The organism is Caballeronia sp. LZ043, assembly GCF_031451075.1.
Lineage (GTDB): Bacteria > Pseudomonadota > Gammaproteobacteria > Burkholderiales > Burkholderiaceae > Caballeronia.
Genome location: NZ_JARUXT010000057.1, coordinates 43247 through 61629, shown reverse-complemented (window position 1 = coordinate 61629; position 18383 = coordinate 43247). Strand labels below are relative to the sequence as shown.

The following is an 18383-nucleotide window of genomic DNA, read 5'->3' as shown; positions in this document are numbered from 1 at the left end:
GAAGCGGGTTTCAGATCGAAGGGGGAAATCGGCGATCAATACCGGTCGCGCGAGGCGAGGTACTCGGCACCGAACTCGCTGATAAAGATCGACAGTGCGTCGCCCACGTTGTGGGCGAACTTGAACTGCCACTTGTCGTTGAAGAGCACAATCTCGAGCCCCGGGAAGCCCAGCTTGTCCCGAGTGGAGAACGTCAGGCGATGGACGCTGAAGTTGCGCAGCTGATTTGCCAATTCGCCGAACCGGTGCTTCTCCGCAAAGGTCCCGAGACCCTGGAAAGTTTCTGCAACCGATGACTGCGAGGAGTAGTAGACCTCGCGTTCGCCCTTCGAGTGAAACGAGGGTTGTGAGGTCACTCGCTTTTCGAGCATCATCGCGCTGCTGGTGCGTTTGATCTCACTGTCGCGCTTGAGCCAGAAGCCGCTGATGATCGCTTTCGCGGCCTGCTCGAATGCGACCCGCTCACCGGCCTCGCCTCCGAACGCCTGTTCGAGGTGCTTCCAGAATCCATCCATGTCGGGAAGGTGGCCCCTGCGCAATGCTTCCGAAACGTTGAGGCCCGTATCGATCAGCCTCGCCAGCGGAGTCGATTTCGATTCTGCCTCCCGCCGGCGCGAACTTGCGACTCGCCTCCATCACCAGACGCGATTGCAGGCGCAGACAAAAGCTCGCGAGCTCACGTTCGGCCTTATATTCGCTGCGGGCCTCCATTGCGCAATACTCAGCCATGCATCCTGCGAAGGTCTCGCGCTCGGCCACCGCTACGACCTGGTAGGCCAACGCTGCCGCTGCCTGGGCATCTTTGAACTGCTGAATCAACTGCGTGTACATGCGAATGCTCCAAGAATTGAGCAGGCGCGCGCCCGCGAGGGTGCATGCCCCTGCGGGTTGAAATAAAAGAACTGCGTATGTGCGGCGTTGAGGCTTGCCGAACGGTCGATGCGCGTGCGCGCGGGTGATGTGCCAACGATACTTGTCGTGAACGCTTTGCCCAAGCCATATAGCGTTCGTTTTCGTGGTGCCTCTTCCTGTCGCACGTTTCGACTTATCCACAGATTCTGTGCGTAAGGGTGTTGATAAGTGTCAGCGCGGACGCTACGGACAGACTGTTTCGACGGCCGGCGTTCTGTGAATCCGCTAACGTGTTAGCGTCACTTCGGCAGAATGACAGCGGAAAGCGTATAGCTTTCCACTTTGACCACGATCGAGCCTCATCGCGAAAGTGGCTCGAATAGAGGTGTCTTTCAACTCCTCACAGGCTACCCCGGCAATGAGAATTGACGCAGCGCGTGGGTATGCGCGACTCGTCTCGAATCTCATGAAAATAAGTCATATCGCCACCATCGCCCTACTCGCGACATCGGCAGGCAGCTCCATGGTCGCGGCCACTCTGGTCGCACGCCAATACACCATGCAACGCCCCGTCGTTCAGCTCATCACCGATACGGCTGTCGTTGAGCGTATGCAGGGCGTGTCCGATGCGATTCGGTATGCGGTCGACTACATGCCGGTGGCCGAGCGCCAAACTCTCGTTTCCGACTATGGTTATTACAACGAGGATGCGTTTCGCTTGGCACTGCACGCTCAACGAAGCGCGCTCGAATCCTTGCAGCGAACTCGCGCGAAAGAACTGGCTGCCAACGACATGCGATTGACCGCCGTGATCGCGATTTGCGGTTTCAACACGATCATCGCTCTCATGAGCGCTGTTGTGCTCCACGACATTGCGTCTCGCCGGCGTCGAAAGTTCGGCGAACAGTCAACCAGTGGCGCTGCACGACGACACACACCCGCTTAACCTCGCTTCGCAAATCGATTATGAATCTAATCGTCGTTAGCTTCGAAGACTTCACGAAAAATCCTGCAGGCGTGCGTGCGGATGCGAAACCGTCGCCTGGACTGCCCGACAGCTGGATCGACGCACTGCTTGGCGCCGGCGCCGTCTTCTCGCGCGCCTATGCGGCGCCCGGGGCAGTATCAACGATTGGCCTGCGTTTCCCGAGCTGCTACCACGCAGAGCAGTTCTGCCTAAGTGTTAGAGAGGTCGCGAACCTGCTTGGAACGCGAGCGCACATCCACAAGGTGCCTGCCGAACACGTCCGAAACACGTTAGAGGAGGCGACAAGACATGGCGAAAGTCTCGTGTGATTAGATCAAACTCCCCTTAGCGGAGGTCCAGGACAACCACGCCCGCCATGCACGCCGACTCGAGCGGGCGAAATTGTCTGCAGTCTATGCGCGTAGCGCGTTCGCGCAAATCGGTCTGCTGAGCAAGCGCGCCTCACTTGCGGACGGGCGATAAGAAAGTCAGCTTCGAGAACAGCGAGGACCTGGCCGTCGACGATTTTCCAGTTCGAAACCGCCGGTAGCGCCACCACTAACTTGAATCTGTGGTATCTCGCCCATGCTGGAGTTAGATCTGACAGTCGCCCGGGGGTCTTCTTGAAAGGACGAGTACGTCTCTAATCGAATACATCCCTGCCGCCTTCCGGCTCCGTGCGCAACCCGGCCCGCAGATCGCACTCGCACTCGCACTCGCACTCGGCATGATCCTCACGTATCACACCATGATCACCGTCAAAACCTTTTAAACAAAGTGATGAACGCTATCCGGATAGCACTTAACAATTTTGTAGCGCGCTTATACGTTGTTGATTCGAACACGAGATCACGGCACGCGCACTGTGGCTTTTAACGCCCTCCCTGTTGGATGTGACAAGCATTCCGCCGCAGAAGCCTATAAAGCGAGCACCTCGAGATGCCGAGCAGCGCCGCGGCGGCTTTCTTCTCTCCTCGCGCGCGGGTGAGCGCACGTTCGATTTGCTCAACCGTAACAGCTGCCGATTTTTGCTGCGCGATTCCGTTATAGCTTGCGATATACGCGTTCGCCTTCCTCGGCCGGCTATGGCCGGCCGCCTGGACGATTCGGATCATCGCTTGCCGATGAGCACCCACGTCAGCTCGTTCACCACTTCGCTTAACCGGCGCCGGGACGCCCGTGAGCGTCGCGTACATCTGCTGCAGATATTGGTGCCGCAGCCCGTGACTTGTGACACCCAAACCTGCTTTCGTGACGCCGAACCGTTTGAGCACGTCGTAGTAATGGTTTTTCCACTGATTCTTGGTGTAGCCATCCGGGATGGTCGAACCTGTGAGCGTATTGCAGTGCTGCATCGCCTCTCGCAAAACGGCCGTTTGCAGTTGCATCGGCACCAACCGATCTCGACCACCTTTCGTCCCGCGCGTAACGCTCAGCAGACCATCCTGCCGGACTGATTCTCTCGGCCTCAGCAGAAAACTCTCCTCCACGCGGAGTCCGAACGCGGCCTGAAGTTTCAGTTGCATCGCGACCACCGGCTCAGATTGAGCGATCGCGTCGAGCGTTGCGACCGCGTCCACTTCATTGCCCTCCCACGACTTATCCTCCAGCGCCGAGTATGAGCGTCTGAGCCCGTGCTCCTCGACGTCGACGTAGTCAGACACTGTTCCCAACATGCCAGGCTTGTCGATCCAATTCACGAACGCGCGGAAATATGTCAGCTTGTTCTCGATGGTGCCGGCGCTCTGCCCTTTCTTGACCCACAGCTGTACCAGAAACCGAATGTGCTTCTCGCGGAACGACCTAGGCGATTGCAGTGCGAAACCGTTGTCACGAAGCTCCACGAACGAGTGGCACAGTTTCTGTAGCCGATATGCCTGCGTTTTCACCGAGAGCGGCTTCGTACTGCGACGCGTGCGACTATGCACGCGGTTCGCGTTGTCCCAAAACAGCACTTCGAGCTCGCGCTTGAAGGTCGCCCGAAGTCCGCCGTACGCGTTCAACAGCGCACGCACATTCACCAACGCTTGAACCATGTTCTTTCCTTGAAGGTTTTCCCACATCATTGTTGTCGCACGATGGAACGCGGGGCCCATCTCGAACGCCCGTCTGAGTTCGGCGACATGCACCAACTGCCCTTTCTGTGCCGCAACAGGCGGGATTCGCCAAAATCTTCCATCCCGTCATCGCCGCATGCCTGAGCGCACGTCTCGTTCATCCATCGCCTTCGAACAGATCCGTTTGAAGGCTCTCGCATTGCCATCTCGTACTCGCGTTCCGAAAAGCCGGGCCAACGCATTCGAGCCCGGGTTCATTTGCCGCCACGCGAGCGTCACAGGGAGCCTATCCCCTGGTCTCGATCGCGCTGCGCATTGCGTGCCCCGCCGGGTAAAGCCTTCCTGTCCTTTAGCGATTCCATTCGATAGCCCCGCACGTGGAAGAACCGTGCATCGACCTTCCGTGTTGCTGCGTGCCGCAGTCCTCTCGCTGCGCGAGAAGCCCACTAGCGAAGTCCCAGTCAGCATCGAGCTAGCCGCTCTCGCAGCTCATTCGCGTTGCTTTCCCGCGCCGTCGCCATCACTCGCCCGCGTGCGTATATCGCACTCGCTCGAGTCCACTCGCCGCTACGGCTACCGCGCCGGCCTAGACGTATCGCTGCGTCTGTGTGCCCTGTCTTGCGACCGCACGACTGTGGCCAATTGCTCGGTAATTCGTTTGCGCTGTTCTTGATCCGGTCGCGCCTGCCGTTCGTCATCCGTACAAGGACGAGCTGCCTTTTTTCTGTGGCGTGCCCATCCCCCATCCTAAAGCGCGTTCATTCGGCCGCGGTGTGTCGGGCTTCATGCAGCGCACCCAGCTTCGTGGGCTGAAAGGATGCGTCCATGCGTGTCGAGGCAGCATTTGGAGGATGGTCGAACCGTGTTCGTGTTCGCTTCCAAGTGCTCTCAACTTGCTCATGCGGGCAAAACCGCCCGCAAACCCAATGGATATCGCGTGTTCGGTGCCCTCAACTTGGGTCACCTTGAACTTGATTCGATTCAGAAAAAGGCCGCATCACTTTGCAGCCTGAGACACAGGGGTTCGCTAGGCAAAGCGATCCCCTTGATGGACCTTTAAGGAGAGTCGATGCGCTGATCGCGCGGTGGATAGGGAGAACAATACGGCTGAAACACTTCCAGCCACAGGCAAAAGCTTCTTCAATCACACGCGCTTTCGATTCCTTGACATCGCTTGTTGGTCGCTACAGTGGATCAGTGTGTTGGGTGACTTATCTGCCTGATATCTGCCTGATATCTGCCCGAGAACTGACAGATCGGTCGAGTCATTGTCGGATCCTTCGACGTTCTCACCGGATTCGTGCAGATATCGGCGACTTGTCGGTGACTTTGCAGCGAGGCACTCGGTCACTTACTGGAAGTGTCCACAATCCGTCAGTTATTGGGCGGAACACATACCGAACATGAACGCACTGGAGAGAGAATGAAATCGCACGCAGCAGTCTTCGCCGTCGACGTTGGATATGGCAACACCAAGGTTGCGTTCCGCAACGGTGCCGAAGTCGCAACGCTGATCTTCCCGTCGCTGACGCCCGTTCATCAAGAACAGACCATCGCGATCGAGAGCCAGGGGCTCTTGAATGTCCCGAAGACCATCCCGATCGAGTGGGAAGGAAAAACTTACGACGTCGGTCCAGGCGTGCCGCTCAGCTCGCGCAACGGCAACGCCGGCGGCACCTTGGCCGACAACTTCTGTACCACCGACAGCTATGCGGCGCTTCTCGGCGGGGCCTTCCATTTCGCCAATATCGAATCGGTGGATCGACTCGTACTCGGCCTGCCCGTCAAGAACTTCCACAAGTATGCCGAGCACCTTCGGCAAGCCTTCACTGGGAAGCTCGACTTCGGAAGCACGCAAGTTCAGGTCGATAAAGTGATGGTTCTCCCACAGCCGATCGGTGCGCTCGTGAACTTTACGAAATACCATGAGTTCGACCGCGACAACCCCCACCTCATCATCGACGTCGGCTATTTCACGACGGACTGGGTCGTGGCTACCGGACTCACTATGGATGAACGACGCAGTGGCGGGCACCAGAGCGGCGCCTCCCACTATTACCAGATGATCGCCGAACGCATCAAGGCTCGTCTGAAAGTGGCACCCGATGGTATTGAGCGTATCGACAAGGCGATCCGTGAAGGCAAGAAGTATTTGCTGGCTGGCCAAGACATCGATCTGATGGCTTATCGAGAGGAGTCGCAGCCTGTGATCGACAGCACTGTCAAGGTAATTCACAACCTCATTGGCCATACCGAGGATCTCCGTTCGATCGTCGTGACCGGCGGCGGGGCCGCGCTCTACGCGTCGACCATTCGCGCCGCATTCCCGACGACCCGGATCGACGCCATGTCGAACCCGAGTTTCTCAAACGTCAGGGGCTTTTTCGCAGCGGGAGAGGTCGCGATGATGCGCGACAAGCAGCGTAAGGAAGGTGTTGCTGCATGACACGATCATTGGAGATTAAGATCACGATCAGCGAAATCGTCACTCCTGCGTTGTTCAAGGCGATGGTCGCCGTTTCCAATCCGAGGCAGCGCGCTGCTTTTCTCAAACGCGTCGCTGAGGACGCGCTGCGTGGAACCATCGTGTCTGCGCCCGACAGCGGCTATGCCTGTCTGACCGGATCGGCCGTGACCGCGGCAACCGCGGCAACCGCCGCTCCTCATCTGACTCCGATGCCGCAGTCGTCGCCCGAGCGTTTGTCACTGGAAACGCCGCAGCGCGTAGCGAAACCAGCGTCCACCAACGACGACGAGCGTCCATTCGACTTCACTTTTCTCGCAGACCAGCTTGGCCAATTCGGTTGACGCTCAGCTAGCAACGACCGCTTCCAAGTGGAGGCGGTCGCCTACATGGGAACCCACAGCCCGCGACCTACTGCTTGACTTACGTGCAACGGTGACATGATCGATTCACGAGCATGCCGAGCACCCGCAACACACAGCGTTTTCTGGAGAATGACACTGTTCGATACCATCATGCAACTCGACTGGACCCGCGCCACGCGCGTGGGGATACTTGTTGGCACCGCACTTACGACGCTCCAGGCCGCCTGTCTGTTCCGCCGGGCGCTCATCAATCATCCGGAAATGGAATCGAAGGGTGTACACTAATTTTCAGGCACTGCCTTTCGTTGCGCGCCGCGCTCTTCTCGCTGTAGTGCTCGTGCTTCTTGCTTGGTTCGCTCTGCAGTTCCCGAGGAACGAGGTAAGCGAGACCGTCTTCTTCGCATCCGCCACCGGTGCCATATGGGCAATCGGCATCCTGATTCCCTTCCTCAAGGTGATCTTTTATATCTGCAAAGTCGCTCTGCGCGTGCATGCCAGTAAATGGTGAGACAGACTCACTTCGTCGCGACAAAAAATAGCCCCGACCAATTGGACAGGGCTTTTGTCTTAAGTGGATCTTCAATGCAGCAACGAAACACCTCGGGCGCACGCCTGACGGCGAATGCAGTAAAACCATGCAGTGTCGAACGTGACACCCTGCTTCTCGACCTTCACCTTCCCGCCCTGTAGCCGATCGATCACGTCATAGGCTTCCGCCTCCGCTTTCCCCACTCTCACGGAACCATTTTCCATTCCGGACGTGGCGACGATCGTGTAACGCCCGACAATCACGCTGAAGCTCATTTTCCTGTTCTCCAATGAAATAGCTCGGGCGGATTTCGGCCCCAGCAGGGACGAATCCCCACCGGGCGAACGAAACAACATGGCGGCTCAATTACCGCCATCAAGAATCAAACGTGCACAGCTCGCTGCTGACTGCGTCTAACCGGGACTGCTGCACTACACCCCGTGATCCGGTCCGAAACCAGCCACTCATTCGCAAAATCGGTCCCCCGCTTTTTCGGACGATGCACCATCACCGTGTACCTCTCGGCGCGCAGGCGCTTGGCCAACCGCAATGCGGCGTCAACGCCCGGTGACTTGCCCGTGCGAGGATCGACGGCGTCGAAGTCCGCGAAGATGTGAACCACGCGAATGCCCAGGCCTTCAGGCACGACGAAGTCTGCGAGCAGGACTCGGTTCAGGCAGTACCAGACTGGAACGTCGAACAGCATGTGCGACGCATACGCTGTCTCCAGCCCCTCAGCTACACCGATCTCTCCGTCGACTGGATCCATCAGCCGGACTGCGCCGCCGTTGAGTTTGTGAAGCGTCACGTCGTTCAGCTTCGACGGCAGGATTTCCCCATCGTTGGTGACAATCGATGCCTTGCAAGGCTTTACACGCTCTAGAAATGTTCGTTGCAGCGTGCCGAGACGGCCGTCCGGCAACGTGAAGCGCGCCAGAATGCCCGGCCATTTCCCAAGGATTTTCTTTTCGTGCCAATACTCGAGCATGCCCAAACGCAGCGCCGGGGACGGCTCGACGGAAAGACCTGGAACGCGCTCACGCAGGTAACGTGACACGGCGCCTTCCAGGCTGATCGACGTCGCTCGATCCCACATCGAATCAAGCCGTTTGCGAGCCCACTCCGGATCGACCTTTCGGCCAGGTGCCGGCGCCGCCAGTCGCGTTCGCGGGTCGGGGGCAGCAAAAAGCAAATCGCCCTTGAGTTCCTTCATCAACTCGAGGAACGGGATACGCGCCGCTTTACAGATTAGTTCGAGCCCATCGCCAGCTTTGCGATCGCCATCGTTGCATTTGCGACAGACCCAGTCGCCGCGCCCTCGATTGTTGTCGTACGTGAAGCGATCGTGGCCGCCGCAGATGGGACAGGGTGTGCCCTTGCCGGTCAGAGAAGTCGCTGGTATCCCGTATTTCTGGAGTAACGCAACCCACTGTTCCGGCGACAGCTTGATGTCCTTTACATTCATTGGCACTCCAGGTGTGGTGTGGTTGAGGTCGATGCCTGAGACAGGCGGAAAAGCCGTGCTCAAAAAAGCCGTCCGCGAGACGCGATGTGCGGCGAAAGGCTTTTTTCAGCAAGCGCTAGTTGGTTAGGTTCTGGTGCGCGAGCCGCGCACAGGGACAACGGAAGCCTTCTCGGCCCCGCCAGCCCAAACGGGCAAGGCGGGACTTAAAGGTGAGGAACTACGGGAAGAAAGGTGAGCGACTACGGGATCAGATCGCAGCCCATGCCTGCCGGGCGAGATACAGATCGAACGGAATATCGTCGTCCATGTCTGCGAACCCACCGCCTCCACCAAACGACGCAGGAGCCGGCTGGGTGTCGTGAGGCGTTGAGGACATCGGGGATGTCGAGCTTGCCGCCGGCACACGTGCTCCACCCTGGCGAGCTTGGCGCTGCGGCCGCGACGTCTCCAAGTCATCTGCGCCTGCAGAGCGTTGCTCGCCCGGCGCGCGCCCCCTCAGCATCTGCATTTGGTCGGCGACGATTTCAGTCGAGTAGCGTTCCTGCCCAGCCTGATCCGTCCACTTTCGCGTACGGATTCTGCCTTCGATGTAAGCCGACGACCCCTTCTTGAGGTACTCGTTCACGATCTCGGCCAGTCGCCCGAAGAACGCGACGCGATGCCATTCGGTCAACTCCTTCATTTCGCCCGACCCTTTGTCTTTGTAGCGATCCGTTGTTGCGAGCCTGATGTTGGCGACAGCATCGCCACTCGGAAGATAGCGGGTCTCGGGATCTGCTCCAAGATTTCCGACGAGAATCACTTTGTTTACTGATGCCATGAACAGCTCCTTAAGATTTTTTTATAGACCACAGCCACTTGTCCCATAGCACTTGCGCGCCGCTGGCATCGAGCTTCGGTCTTCCATGTTTATCAACGGCAGGCACTTTGGTTTTTCCAAGTCGCTTGACTTCAATTCGATCGCCCAGCTTGCAGTTGGCCTCGGCGATCGCGTCGCGCAGCCCCTCGCCCTGAAGCACGTCGATACCGCCGCGGTGGTGGAGCGTGATGCAGAACGATTCGTAGGTCTTTCCCGGACGCTTCCCGTCTGGGAACTCCTTCTCGCCCCACTCTTGGAGCACCCCATAACGCGGCCGCTCGGCGCTACGGGCTGACCCGCTCTGTTGTGGCCCGGTCGAAAGAACGACCGCTTCAACCACGGCATCATCTGGCCGGCGAACCTGACGAGGCGCTGTCTCGGCTCGCTGCGGCGCCGAGGTCATCTGGCCACCTTCCGATGCTGGCAACTGCGCATCCCGAATCGCCACCGCAATCGCGTCTCTGAGCGAGCCGGCGTGCTCCCGCAGTACCTCCCAGTGCGGCGTCAACGAAGGCATCAGCTTCAAGCCGACAGATGTCTGCTTGAGCTCAAAGTCGAAAGCAGGCCGAAACTGCACGACCACCCCTCCTTCATCTCTGAAAAGCATCGCCTGGCCAGCCACATTGAGCTGGCGCTCATTGCGCCCGCCCTGCCCAACGATGATGGGCGCGGCTACCGGGTCGGCCCGGACCGGGCTCGTCGGCTTGGATGACTGCGATCTAGCTGACGTGCTGAAGAGGCTCCCAAGCAGGCGGCTGAACGTCATTGTGTTCATGGCCGTCTCCTACAAAAGGGTGCCGAAGCTGTCGCGTCGCACTTCTTCCATATCGCGCTTAAGCAGTGGCGTGCTCTGGATGACATCCTGAAGAATCTCCGGATCGACCCCGTTAATCTGACAGACGAACCGGTACGGCAACGCGCCATCCCAGAACTCCATCACCCAACCAAGCGTCGCGCGGTAGTCCTCGAGGTCGAGCTTCTTCTTGTTCTTGAGTCGATCGCTGAACAACGATGCGCAGTCCATCAACGACTCGGGCATGCTGTCGCCGCGCCTGCTGTCCGTCGCGAGACTGATCAGCGCGTCAATCATCTTGTCTGTGACCGCCTTGCTCCAGAACTGCGGATCGGGCAAAGGATCAGGCTTGGCTCTAGCGCGCGGAACAGGCGCCCGGTTGACGTCGAACATGTCCGGCTGCCATGCAGCCACTTCCGTATCCATGGGATTCTCCGATGAACGGGAACCCACGGCCCGACGGGACTGGGTCCCGTCGGGTTGAGGAATGAAACCGCCTTTATGGACGGTTTCGGCATCAGACATGTCGACTAATCGACGGTGCCTGTCTTGAGGGGCACGACCACTTCGGATTTGGCGTATTGCCGTTTGATTGGCGTGACCTTGGCGTGCGCCGGGGCGGGCGCAGGCACGACTACATTCGGAGCCTTTGCTTCATCGACAGTGTCTTCTTTCAGGGAAGCCTTGATTGCTCGCTTGATCCACGTGGCTATCGCTGCGCACACAAAGAGGAAGGTGAAGAACGAATGAGCCGCGAACCACAGCGCAAAACACACAGCGAATAACCAGGCGGGCGACTTGATCGCCATCGTGATCAATTGCTTCGACATTTTTCTCTCCAGAGGAACTGACGCACAAGGCAACCTCCAGCAGGACCGCTGGAGGTTTTGGATGGTCGGGTGGGCAGGAAAAAGCGGCGCGAACAGAAGCTTTCGTCACGGTAAGGCCAGCCGTGGCCGAAGCAACTGAACGCAGAAAAAGGAATCGAGCAGACACGAAATTTCGCGTTGCTCTGTCGATGCGTCAAAGACGCGGGGATAAGGAGGACGGTACGCCGACTAGGTGCGGCGGCGGCTTGCGAGAGCTCACGAAAACACCCTCTCTTTCCGCTTTGCTGCGGACTGCGGACCGCGGGCTAACACTAGCGCCCTCGCCAATCCCCCATGCCCCATTCAAACACGTTGCATCGTAGGCTATATGTAATTTTAGCCTTTAATCATACTAATTGCATACGATGCAAAGCCTTTATTAGGTAATTTGTTCCATTCAACTTCCAAAGTGTTACAGACTAAAATTGTTAAACGTTTGCTGAAGGCTGGAGAGAAGGCTCTCTCGGCTTGCTGGCGTTGAAAGAGGGGTTGAGAACACCGCCTTTCGAAGACTTCAGAAGTAACAGGCCCGTTACGATTCGTAACTTGCACGGGGTAAGAGGAAGAGATGGAAAAAGACCAAGAACATCCGTCCGAAAAGCCGGACAACGAGAAGTCCAAGAAAACCGACCTGATAAAGCGCAAAGACCGACTCCCGAGCGAATTCATGGATCCACTCGGCGATTTGTTTGAACGACATGACGCGAATCGTGCAGATCGCACCGATATCGCCACGAAGATGAGGGGGCTACTGGGCGATGACCCCGCCTACAACGACCTGATCGTTCAATTGGCCGAAAACATGATGGCGATCGCGGACGCGCGTGAACGCATTCGTGCGGACGTTGAGCTTATCGGTGGCCAATTGGTGAACTCGATCTACATGCTGCGAAACGTTCTGATCGCCAAAGCCGGTGATAAGACCGCGGTCAAACGAAAGGCGGCCTCGCTCGGATTCGTGATCTTCGAGCAAACGTTGGGGGTCAAGCCAACAGCAGCACGCCAGTACATGCGGTGCTACGAGCGATTCGCCGACAACGTCGAGGTCATCCGCGCATTCAACGTTGGCGAACTCATCATTCTGGCCGCCAAGCACGTAACTGACGAGCAAGTTGAGAGAATCCTTGCGGAAAAGAAAGAAAACAAGGACATGACTCGCGCAGACGTCAAAGCGTTGCTGGATCGGCTGCAAAGGCAAGACGAAGAGATCGAAGACGGCCGCGTGCAACTCGAGAACGTTCAGGCGATGCTCGAAGATCACCGAACTGCGTTAGACGTCGCCGACAGCGAAGCCCGTCACATGCGCGATGAACTCGCAGCGAACGCTCGCGCGATCGTCGAAAAAGAGGAAGCGCTCGGGCGGCTGGACGAACACTATAAAAGACGACAGGCGGGTCTCAGCAATATGGAGAAAGATCTCGCGGATAAGGGGAAGGATATTGAAAGACTTACTCGGGAGATCGAGGCTCTTCGGAATCGCAAGCCTGAAGTCGAGATCAAGGAAGTGCCTACGGTTCCGGCCGGCTACCAAAGCATCTCCGACTCGGTGCAAAAGCGAGCAGAGGAGCTTTCTGCGATCGAAGCGGACCTGCAGACCGGACGCGCCGCGCTCGAAGCACTGCAGGAACAGCGCAAGAAAGAAGCCGCCGCGCTTGAAGCGGCAAACAGAGTTCAAACAGCGCTGCAAGATGTCACCGCAACGTTTGAGGCGTTCGCGGGCAAGCTCACGATTGCCCAACTTGCTGTGCAGGCTTCTGATACACCGGCACAGCATGGGCCACTCTTGGAAGCCCTAGGAGCGATGCTGCGTAAGGCTGTGACCGAATTGGACGCCGCCCTTGGCGGGAAACACTAAGACAACGACGAAGAACCGAAGCGTGGACGCTTGCTTCGCGTCCAGGGTCGCAAAACAATCAAAAAAAATATGTCGAACATTACGCTAGACGCTGTTGAGACCACAATCTCGCTTCCCAAATTCCTCGCCGAGAAGATCCAGCGGACGAATTATTCCTTGACCGATGTGATGCACTCAGTCTTGGTGCGATACAGCGAGGCCGAGCAATTCTTCGGCGTCTCGCTCGAGGATATGAACACGTTCAAAGCGCATGCGCTCCCAAAGGCCAAGTTGATGAATATGCCCTTCCTGGCACTCTCTCCAGCCTTGCAGGACCCGCGCGATTGGGAGACGTTCGTTGACGGCATTCTCCTCTCCCCCACGGTCGAGCGTCTGACGAACTCGATGCCCGCCGTCGACGGCGTGACTGCCAGAGACATCTTCCATTACAACCGAGCTTATGTTTCGCTGCTCAAGGATGTCCTTCACCTGAGCGTGCTCGCAGCGCCGCTGCTTGGGATTTCGTTCGAGCTCGCAAAGTATCTGATGGAATTGCCAATCGGACGCCTTGAAGCGGCGATCGGGGCGATTACATTCCCGCTATTCAGATGGCGATTCGACGAACAACTCTTCTGGACTGAGTACCGGGCCGGGTGGCTCACTGATGAGTCTGTAGCCCATTATCTGATGAGCACGTCCAATCTCAGGTCCACCGTCCTGCCCTATCAGAGCCTGTGGTCGGACCTTCGTTTGGATCGCGCCCGGAGAGACGTCTACGCGCGCATGTTGATGACTCAAGGCGTCCGGGCATCGACAGCCACAAATCTCTTCGGCTTGAATCAGACGAAGACGCGAAACACCTATAAACAGATCCACGGTGTCAGTTCACCGTGTGGATGCAACCCGAGTTCGCTCACATGGTACGTACATCATCCGGTCAATCGGCTGCAGGGATCGCTTCTCGTTTGGCTTTATCGGTGTGCATTGAAGAACAAGGCAAGCATTCCTGAGGCACTGATCGCCGCGAACGATGTCGCAGCAAAGGTCTTCGGTGAAAACCTCGTAATCACCGCTGATCGTGCCAACCACCTTACGCGTTCGATGGCGATGGACTCCCGTCTGACGATGGCGCCCTGCCGGACCTGCGGGACAGACTACATCCTCTCTAACGGTGAAGGGAAAATCGAACTGGCAAAAGACTTCATCTGCCCGGGTTGCAGCTACAGCCTAAAACCCCGCTTCGACCTCAAAAAGAAGAAAAGCAGGGCAACGGCCTAAAGGCCCACCCTCTGGAGAAATTCAGATGTCCCATGATTCCAGCGGCGATGCCGCTCTTATCGTTTTCTCTCGCGATGGACGGGCCCAGTTCGCCTGGCGCGACCGCGAGACCGGCGCGTTCTATGCAGAGGCTGATGGCCGTTGCATTCTCGACGCGGTAGGCGCGGTCCAGTTTTATGCCGACGTAATGCACTAAGTCATGGAAGATTTCGCCTACCTTTTTCCCGACAGCGTCGCCGCTTGGCTCCGCGGCCACGGTGACGGCAGATTCAAGCGATACGAGCGCCATTACCGGAGCAGCCGAGCGAGCGCATCCTCGCCGAGGAGTTTCGACCTGGAACGGAGCAACCTGCAATTCGCTCGCCGTCTCAGGAGAGGTAGATCAGCTTCCGCCAACATCGTTGCCGTAAAGACATTCAGCGCGCTCGCATCATTCTTGGTTTTTCTGTGGTGCGGCTCTTTCCTTTTGACGACATTCGGCACGGAGCGGCCTGTCGTCGCGGGTTTCGGTATGTGCATCTTGTTCGCCGCAGCCCGTATCAGTCGAATGAGGTCTTGCACGACGCGCTCATAGAAAACGGTACGCGACTACAACAGGCACCCTGGCACAGTTGTCTCTGAGCATTGCAACGCCTGAACCGCCCGACGGCCAACGGCTTAAGGCACAACGAGGAAGGCACTGCGAGCGATCCTGAAGCGACTTGACTTCGAACTCCGCTCAATAAGATGAAAGTAAGCAGATCGCGCGGGCGACTGCACAACTCGACTGGAATAACAAATGAATAAAAATTGCACCTTCAAACTTTCGATCGCCGCGATCGCTGCATCGCTTCTCGTAACGGCGTGTGGCGGCGGCGGTGGCAGCGACAGCAGCGCGGCAACCGGGAAGCCGGCAAGCGGTGCCGGTACCACCGCGCCCGCAAGCGGCGCTGGAACCGGCTCCCCCGGCAACTCGGGCTCGACCGCGCCCAGCACTGGAACCTCGCCCGCAACCTCGATTCCGGCGTCGACCTATGACGGCGCGAGTTTCGAAGCTGCAGCATTCAAGCAGCTGAACGACTACCGCGTAGCGATGGGTGTTGGTGCGCTCAAGCAAGACCCAGTGCTAGACACGTCGGCGCAGGCACACGCACGCTATATGTACACGGCGTTGAAAGCGCAGACAACCACTACGCTGAGCCACGATGAAGTCGCGGGAAATAAAAATTACTATGGCGACACGCCGCTTGCGCGTGCGCGGAAGGCGGGCGCTCCTTCGAACGAGTGGATCAGTGAAATCATCGGGGCAGGCGCGTCGCAGACCACAGCGGCCGATGCTGCGGCCGACTGTATTGGCCAGGCGCTCGACACCGTGTATCACCTGGTTGACGTGACCTTCAATCAAGAGGCGATCGGCTTCGGCTATCAGCCGGGCGAGCAGAGCTGGCCGCAGTACACCTGCGCTGCGGACTTCGGCACCTACACCGGGGTCAGTGGTTCACCTGGCTCGAATACTGATACATATGCCGGGGGTCAACAGATCGCGACGAACACCGTAGTCCACGCCCCGTTGAATAACGAGAACGGCGTGCGCCTTGCTATGGTGCCGGAAGCTCCGAATCCCGCCACGGATCTGTCGGCTCCCGGACACCCGATCGCAGTTCGTGTGAACTCAGAGAATTTCGATACGCTCTCGGTGAGCCAATTCACATTGATGGAAAGCAACGGCACTCAAGTGGCCGTTCGAATCATGGTCCCTGCGAGTGCGCACGCGAGCTCGACCGCAACCACCACTGCTGACCCTAACAACTTGCTGCCAAACGGTTCCGCCGTTCTACTGCCGCTTGCTCCTCTTAAGGCCAACACAACCTACACTGTCACTTTCAACGGTGCTCGCGACGGCGTGACGTTGCCGACAGCGACCTGGAGTTTCACTACCGGCGCCAAGTAACGGTTCTCTTCGGTCAGTCCAACGCAAAGCGCCCTTCATCGGGCGTTTTCTCGTTTTGACGCGGATCGCTTACAGGCTCCAGTTCGTTTACGTCGAAGATCCGATCGACAAATTACCCTCCCCCGCCTCCGCATGCGACGTTTTCCGGCTGCGGCGCGGCGGCAACAGACGACAACGTGTTATCGGAATTAGTCATGCAATACACAACGTAAAGATGTGTGGGATCTTGACACTCGTCACCGCTATCGGTCCATGGCCCGTTGGCCATTCCCGAGAACTCCCGCTTCGGCGGCTGATTTGACCGTATTTCTCCAAAGTGGTTTAGGTTGTAGAAGCCTTGGGCTTGGATTGCCGTAGTGCAGACGGCGATCGGCTCCATGGGCGTTCCACCGCCATTACCAGGGTCCTTTCCGCCGCCGCCGAAGGGTGGTCCAGGCGCCTTGCATGTGTACACCCCTGTAGGTTGTGGTTGCCACGCCAAGCCGGAAGTGCAATCCGGCGAGATAGGATTGGGGATGGTCGCACATCCTATGCACGCGGCCGACTGAGAATATGCGGCCGTCCCCAAGCAAGCCGCGATCACACCCGCCGCCACAAACAGCGTCTTTTTCATAAGACTCTCAAAATGCTCGCCTGTCTCGTGATCTGCACAAAATCGCGCTCAATACCCGGGAGCTGCCCCGTTGTAGTACTGACATTGCACAACCGCGGTCGCGCGTAAATTTAGATCGTTGCCAGATTCGTTTGCACCGGTTCCAGCCTGGATCAAGGTGATCTGTGGCACCCAATACGTTCCACCGTCGTTCATTCGGTAGATCACAGACTCATAGGGCTGGCCTACGGTCACATTCGCCCCCGTTGTCTGTGGGATCATGTCCACGACGGCGGAGCCGCCCGGACACGACGGCTTCGTCACCCAAGGGTAGGTATCGGCGACCACGACCTTGTAGATCAAAGTGAAGTTGCTCAGCGTATTTGTCACCGGTGACATATAGCCTTCGTAGTTGCAGATGTATCCGTTGTTGTTCACGTCGGTATAGAACGCGCCAGCAGTCGCACATGGGACGCCGGCACCTGCGTTGTTATTGGCCGTGCCGATCGGTTGCCAGCGCCCGAAACTGCAAAGAAGCAGCGAGCTCCAGGTCGAAGAATCGCGAACGACTGCTGCATCCGTGGTGCACGCCTGACCTCGTACGCCAGAACCGATGATCTGCATGTATCCGTTGACGCTTGCGTTCCTGTTCAGAATGGCGAACCCGTTGACCGTGACGTCGCCGTTGAATGACCCCGCACCTGCGCTCACCGGCGCAAAGCTCGAACCATCATAGTTCTGGACAACGAGTGAACCCTTGGTCCTGACCGCAGCATTGGTCGTATCGCCGTAGTAGCTCGCGCCGGACCCGATGCCGAGACTGTTACCAGCCTGCAGTTTCAGCGTCTTCCCGGTGATGTCGCCCGCGTTCTGGATATCCTGGTTGTTCGCGTTCATCGTGCCGGTCAGCGGCAACGCGCCGTCTCGCCGGTAATAGGGCGAGTTGCCATCGGCACCGAAGCCGTTGATCGCCAACACCATCCCGGCGCGATTGCCAACAGGATTTGGCAAGCTCCACCGCCCCTGATTTCCCGTGATCGTGCCTGGCGCGCGATTGGTGGAATACCCGAACATGGCGCCGCCCGCGGCGCTCAGGATGCCCGCGCCCGCGATATCAGCCGTCCCAGCCTTCAGCAACGGTAGGCTCGGGTAGATCTGCGACGCAAGATGGCAGGTTCCCGCCGCGGTCGAACAGTTGTCGGGCACGACAGCCAGCCCGATTTGATAGGTGCCGCCCCAGAACGGTCCGTTCTTGAACGACACGTGGTTGTTCGACTGCGCACTCAGTTGCGCAAGCGTGGGAGCGGCAATCGGCGTTGATGTGGTCTGTGAGAAGCCCGCCGGTATCAACGTGCCGTAGTTGTCCGTGATGTAGCTGCCAAGCGCGGCGTTGATCGTCGCGATGCTCTGCCCTTCGATCTGCAGCAGGTTCTGGCGCTTGGCCGCGACGTCTTCCTTTATACCCTGCACCGTCAACAACGCAGCGCCGATCAGGACGATCATCATCTCGAGAATGCTTCCCATATCGG

Annotated in this window: 19 protein-coding genes; 8 read left to right on the top strand and 11 right to left on the bottom strand. The window is 58.1% G+C overall.

Annotation, left to right across the window (positions count from 1 at the left end):
- Positions 1-35: 35 nt before the first annotated feature.
- Complete coding sequence (locus QCE64_RS36755) at positions 36-515, bottom strand: hypothetical protein (protein WP_310009326.1); 480 nt, start codon at positions 513-515, stop codon at positions 36-38.
- Positions 463-831 (bottom strand): hypothetical protein, encoded by a 369-nt coding sequence (locus QCE64_RS36750; RefSeq protein ID WP_310009325.1) that lies wholly within the window; start codon positions 829-831, stop codon positions 463-465. Before QCE64_RS36750 ends, QCE64_RS36755 begins: the two co-directional genes overlap by 53 nt.
- Positions 832-1318: 487 nt before the next feature.
- Between QCE64_RS36750 and QCE64_RS36745 the strand changes: the two genes are divergently transcribed.
- Positions 1319-1798: a hypothetical protein gene (locus QCE64_RS36745; RefSeq protein WP_310009324.1), complete on the top strand. Its 480-nt coding sequence runs from the start codon at positions 1319-1321 to the stop codon at positions 1796-1798.
- Positions 1799-2691: 893 nt separating this feature from the next.
- Here the strand turns inward: QCE64_RS36745 and QCE64_RS36740 are convergent.
- Positions 2692-3855, bottom strand: coding sequence for an integrase domain-containing protein (locus tag QCE64_RS36740; RefSeq protein ID WP_310009323.1), 1164 nt, complete (start codon positions 3853-3855; stop codon positions 2692-2694).
- A 1444-nt stretch (positions 3856-5299) separates the two neighbouring features.
- Between QCE64_RS36740 and QCE64_RS36735 the strand changes: the two genes are divergently transcribed.
- From QCE64_RS36735 to QCE64_RS36720, 4 genes are all read left to right on the top strand, one after another.
- Entirely contained in the window at positions 5300-6322 is a 1023-nt protein-coding gene (locus tag QCE64_RS36735; protein WP_310009322.1) for a PRTRC system protein D, read from the top strand.
- The gene (locus QCE64_RS36730; protein ID WP_310009321.1) at positions 6319-6684 is read left to right on the top strand and encodes a hypothetical protein; all 366 of its coding nucleotides are present in this window, start codon (positions 6319-6321) and stop codon (positions 6682-6684) included. The genes QCE64_RS36735 and QCE64_RS36730 overlap by 4 nt, the downstream gene beginning before the upstream one ends.
- A 150-nt stretch (positions 6685-6834) precedes the next feature.
- Complete coding sequence (locus tag QCE64_RS36725; protein WP_310009320.1) at positions 6835-6990, top strand: hypothetical protein; 156 nt, start codon at positions 6835-6837, stop codon at positions 6988-6990.
- Positions 6980-7213 (top strand): hypothetical protein, encoded by a 234-nt coding sequence (locus QCE64_RS36720; protein WP_310009319.1) that lies wholly within the window; start codon positions 6980-6982, stop codon positions 7211-7213. The genes QCE64_RS36725 and QCE64_RS36720 overlap by 11 nt, the downstream gene beginning before the upstream one ends.
- Positions 7214-7284: 71 nt before the next feature.
- Here the strand turns inward: QCE64_RS36720 and QCE64_RS36715 are convergent, their stop codons facing one another.
- The 6 genes from QCE64_RS36715 to QCE64_RS36690 all read right to left on the bottom strand — a co-directional run bounded on the left by QCE64_RS36715 (position 7285) and on the right by QCE64_RS36690 (position 11181).
- Positions 7285-7590 carry a hypothetical protein gene (locus QCE64_RS36715; protein ID WP_310009318.1) on the bottom strand — a complete coding sequence of 102 codons (306 nt, stop codon included), beginning with the start codon at positions 7588-7590 and terminating at the stop codon, positions 7285-7287.
- 26 nt (positions 7591-7616) lie between these two features.
- Positions 7617-8699, bottom strand: a complete 1083-nt coding sequence (locus tag QCE64_RS36710) for a primase-helicase zinc-binding domain-containing protein (protein ID WP_310009317.1) — start codon at positions 8697-8699, stop codon at positions 7617-7619.
- A 247-nt stretch (positions 8700-8946) separates the two neighbouring features.
- Positions 8947-9519, bottom strand: coding sequence for a single-stranded DNA-binding protein (locus QCE64_RS36705; RefSeq protein WP_310009316.1), 573 nt, complete (start codon positions 9517-9519; stop codon positions 8947-8949).
- 10 nt (positions 9520-9529) lie between these two features.
- Positions 9530-10333 carry a hypothetical protein gene (locus tag QCE64_RS36700; protein WP_310009315.1) on the bottom strand — a complete coding sequence of 268 codons (804 nt, stop codon included), beginning with the start codon at positions 10331-10333 and terminating at the stop codon, positions 9530-9532.
- A 9-nt stretch (positions 10334-10342) separates the two neighbouring features.
- The gene (locus tag QCE64_RS36695; protein WP_310009313.1) at positions 10343-10777 is read right to left on the bottom strand and encodes a hypothetical protein; all 435 of its coding nucleotides are present in this window, start codon (positions 10775-10777) and stop codon (positions 10343-10345) included.
- A gap of 104 nt (positions 10778-10881) precedes the next feature.
- Positions 10882-11181, bottom strand: coding sequence for a hypothetical protein (locus QCE64_RS36690; RefSeq protein ID WP_310009311.1), 300 nt, complete (start codon positions 11179-11181; stop codon positions 10882-10884).
- A 607-nt stretch (positions 11182-11788) separates the two neighbouring features.
- On the opposite strand from QCE64_RS36690, the gene QCE64_RS36685 reads away from it, so the two are divergent.
- Positions 11789-13075: a hypothetical protein gene (locus QCE64_RS36685; RefSeq protein WP_310009310.1), complete on the top strand. Its 1287-nt coding sequence runs from the start codon at positions 11789-11791 to the stop codon at positions 13073-13075.
- 69 nt (positions 13076-13144) lie between these two features.
- Positions 13145-14332, top strand: a complete 1188-nt coding sequence (locus QCE64_RS36680) for a FlhC family transcriptional regulator (protein ID WP_310009308.1) — start codon at positions 13145-13147, stop codon at positions 14330-14332.
- Here QCE64_RS36680 and QCE64_RS36675 read toward each other — a convergent pair.
- Complete coding sequence (locus tag QCE64_RS36675) at positions 14301-14621, bottom strand: hypothetical protein (RefSeq protein ID WP_310009306.1); 321 nt, start codon at positions 14619-14621, stop codon at positions 14301-14303. The two genes, QCE64_RS36680 and QCE64_RS36675, sit on opposite strands and share 32 nt — an antisense overlap.
- Positions 14622-15110: 489 nt before the next feature.
- Here QCE64_RS36675 and QCE64_RS36670 point away from each other — a divergent pair, with 489 nt between their 5' ends.
- A complete protein-coding gene (locus tag QCE64_RS36670; RefSeq protein ID WP_310009304.1) occupies positions 15111-16262 on the top strand; it encodes a CAP domain-containing protein in 1152 nt (383 codons plus the stop codon).
- 661 nt (positions 16263-16923) lie between these two features.
- Here the strand turns inward: QCE64_RS36670 and QCE64_RS36665 are convergent.
- Positions 16924-18378, bottom strand: coding sequence for a hypothetical protein (locus QCE64_RS36665; protein WP_310009302.1), 1455 nt, complete (start codon positions 18376-18378; stop codon positions 16924-16926).
- Positions 18379-18383 lie beyond the last annotated feature (5 nt).

Bases quoted from the DNA above. Each gene is read 5' to 3' on its own strand.
- QCE64_RS36755 (WP_310009326.1), bottom strand. From the start codon at position 515: ATGGATGGATTCTGGAAGCACCTCGAACAGGCGTTCGGAGGCGAGGCC.
- QCE64_RS36750 (WP_310009325.1), bottom strand. From the start codon at position 831: ATGTACACGCAGTTGATTCAGCAGTTCAAAGATGCCCAGGCAGCGGCA.
- QCE64_RS36745 (WP_310009324.1), top strand. From the start codon at position 1,319: ATGAAAATAAGTCATATCGCCACCATCGCCCTACTCGCGACATCGGCA.
- QCE64_RS36740 (WP_310009323.1), bottom strand. From the start codon at position 3,855: ATGGTTCAAGCGTTGGTGAATGTGCGTGCGCTGTTGAACGCGTACGGC.
- QCE64_RS36735 (WP_310009322.1), top strand. From the start codon at position 5,300: ATGAAATCGCACGCAGCAGTCTTCGCCGTCGACGTTGGATATGGCAAC.
- QCE64_RS36730 (WP_310009321.1), top strand. From the start codon at position 6,319: ATGACACGATCATTGGAGATTAAGATCACGATCAGCGAAATCGTCACT.
- QCE64_RS36725 (WP_310009320.1), top strand. From the start codon at position 6,835: ATGACACTGTTCGATACCATCATGCAACTCGACTGGACCCGCGCCACG.
- QCE64_RS36715 (WP_310009318.1), bottom strand. From the start codon at position 7,590: ATGTTGTTTCGTTCGCCCGGTGGGGATTCGTCCCTGCTGGGGCCGAAA.
- QCE64_RS36710 (WP_310009317.1), bottom strand. From the start codon at position 8,699: ATGAATGTAAAGGACATCAAGCTGTCGCCGGAACAGTGGGTTGCGTTA.
- QCE64_RS36705 (WP_310009316.1), bottom strand. From the start codon at position 9,519: ATGGCATCAGTAAACAAAGTGATTCTCGTCGGAAATCTTGGAGCAGAT.
- QCE64_RS36700 (WP_310009315.1), bottom strand. From the start codon at position 10,333: ATGAACACAATGACGTTCAGCCGCCTGCTTGGGAGCCTCTTCAGCACG.
- QCE64_RS36695 (WP_310009313.1), bottom strand. From the start codon at position 10,777: ATGGATACGGAAGTGGCTGCATGGCAGCCGGACATGTTCGACGTCAAC.
- QCE64_RS36690 (WP_310009311.1), bottom strand. From the start codon at position 11,181: ATGTCGAAGCAATTGATCACGATGGCGATCAAGTCGCCCGCCTGGTTA.
- QCE64_RS36685 (WP_310009310.1), top strand. From the start codon at position 11,789: ATGGAAAAAGACCAAGAACATCCGTCCGAAAAGCCGGACAACGAGAAG.
- QCE64_RS36680 (WP_310009308.1), top strand. From the start codon at position 13,145: ATGTCGAACATTACGCTAGACGCTGTTGAGACCACAATCTCGCTTCCC.
- QCE64_RS36675 (WP_310009306.1), bottom strand. From the start codon at position 14,621: ATGGCGCTCGTATCGCTTGAATCTGCCGTCACCGTGGCCGCGGAGCCA.
- QCE64_RS36670 (WP_310009304.1), top strand. From the start codon at position 15,111: ATGAATAAAAATTGCACCTTCAAACTTTCGATCGCCGCGATCGCTGCA.
- QCE64_RS36665 (WP_310009302.1), bottom strand. From the start codon at position 18,378: ATGGGAAGCATTCTCGAGATGATGATCGTCCTGATCGGCGCTGCGTTG.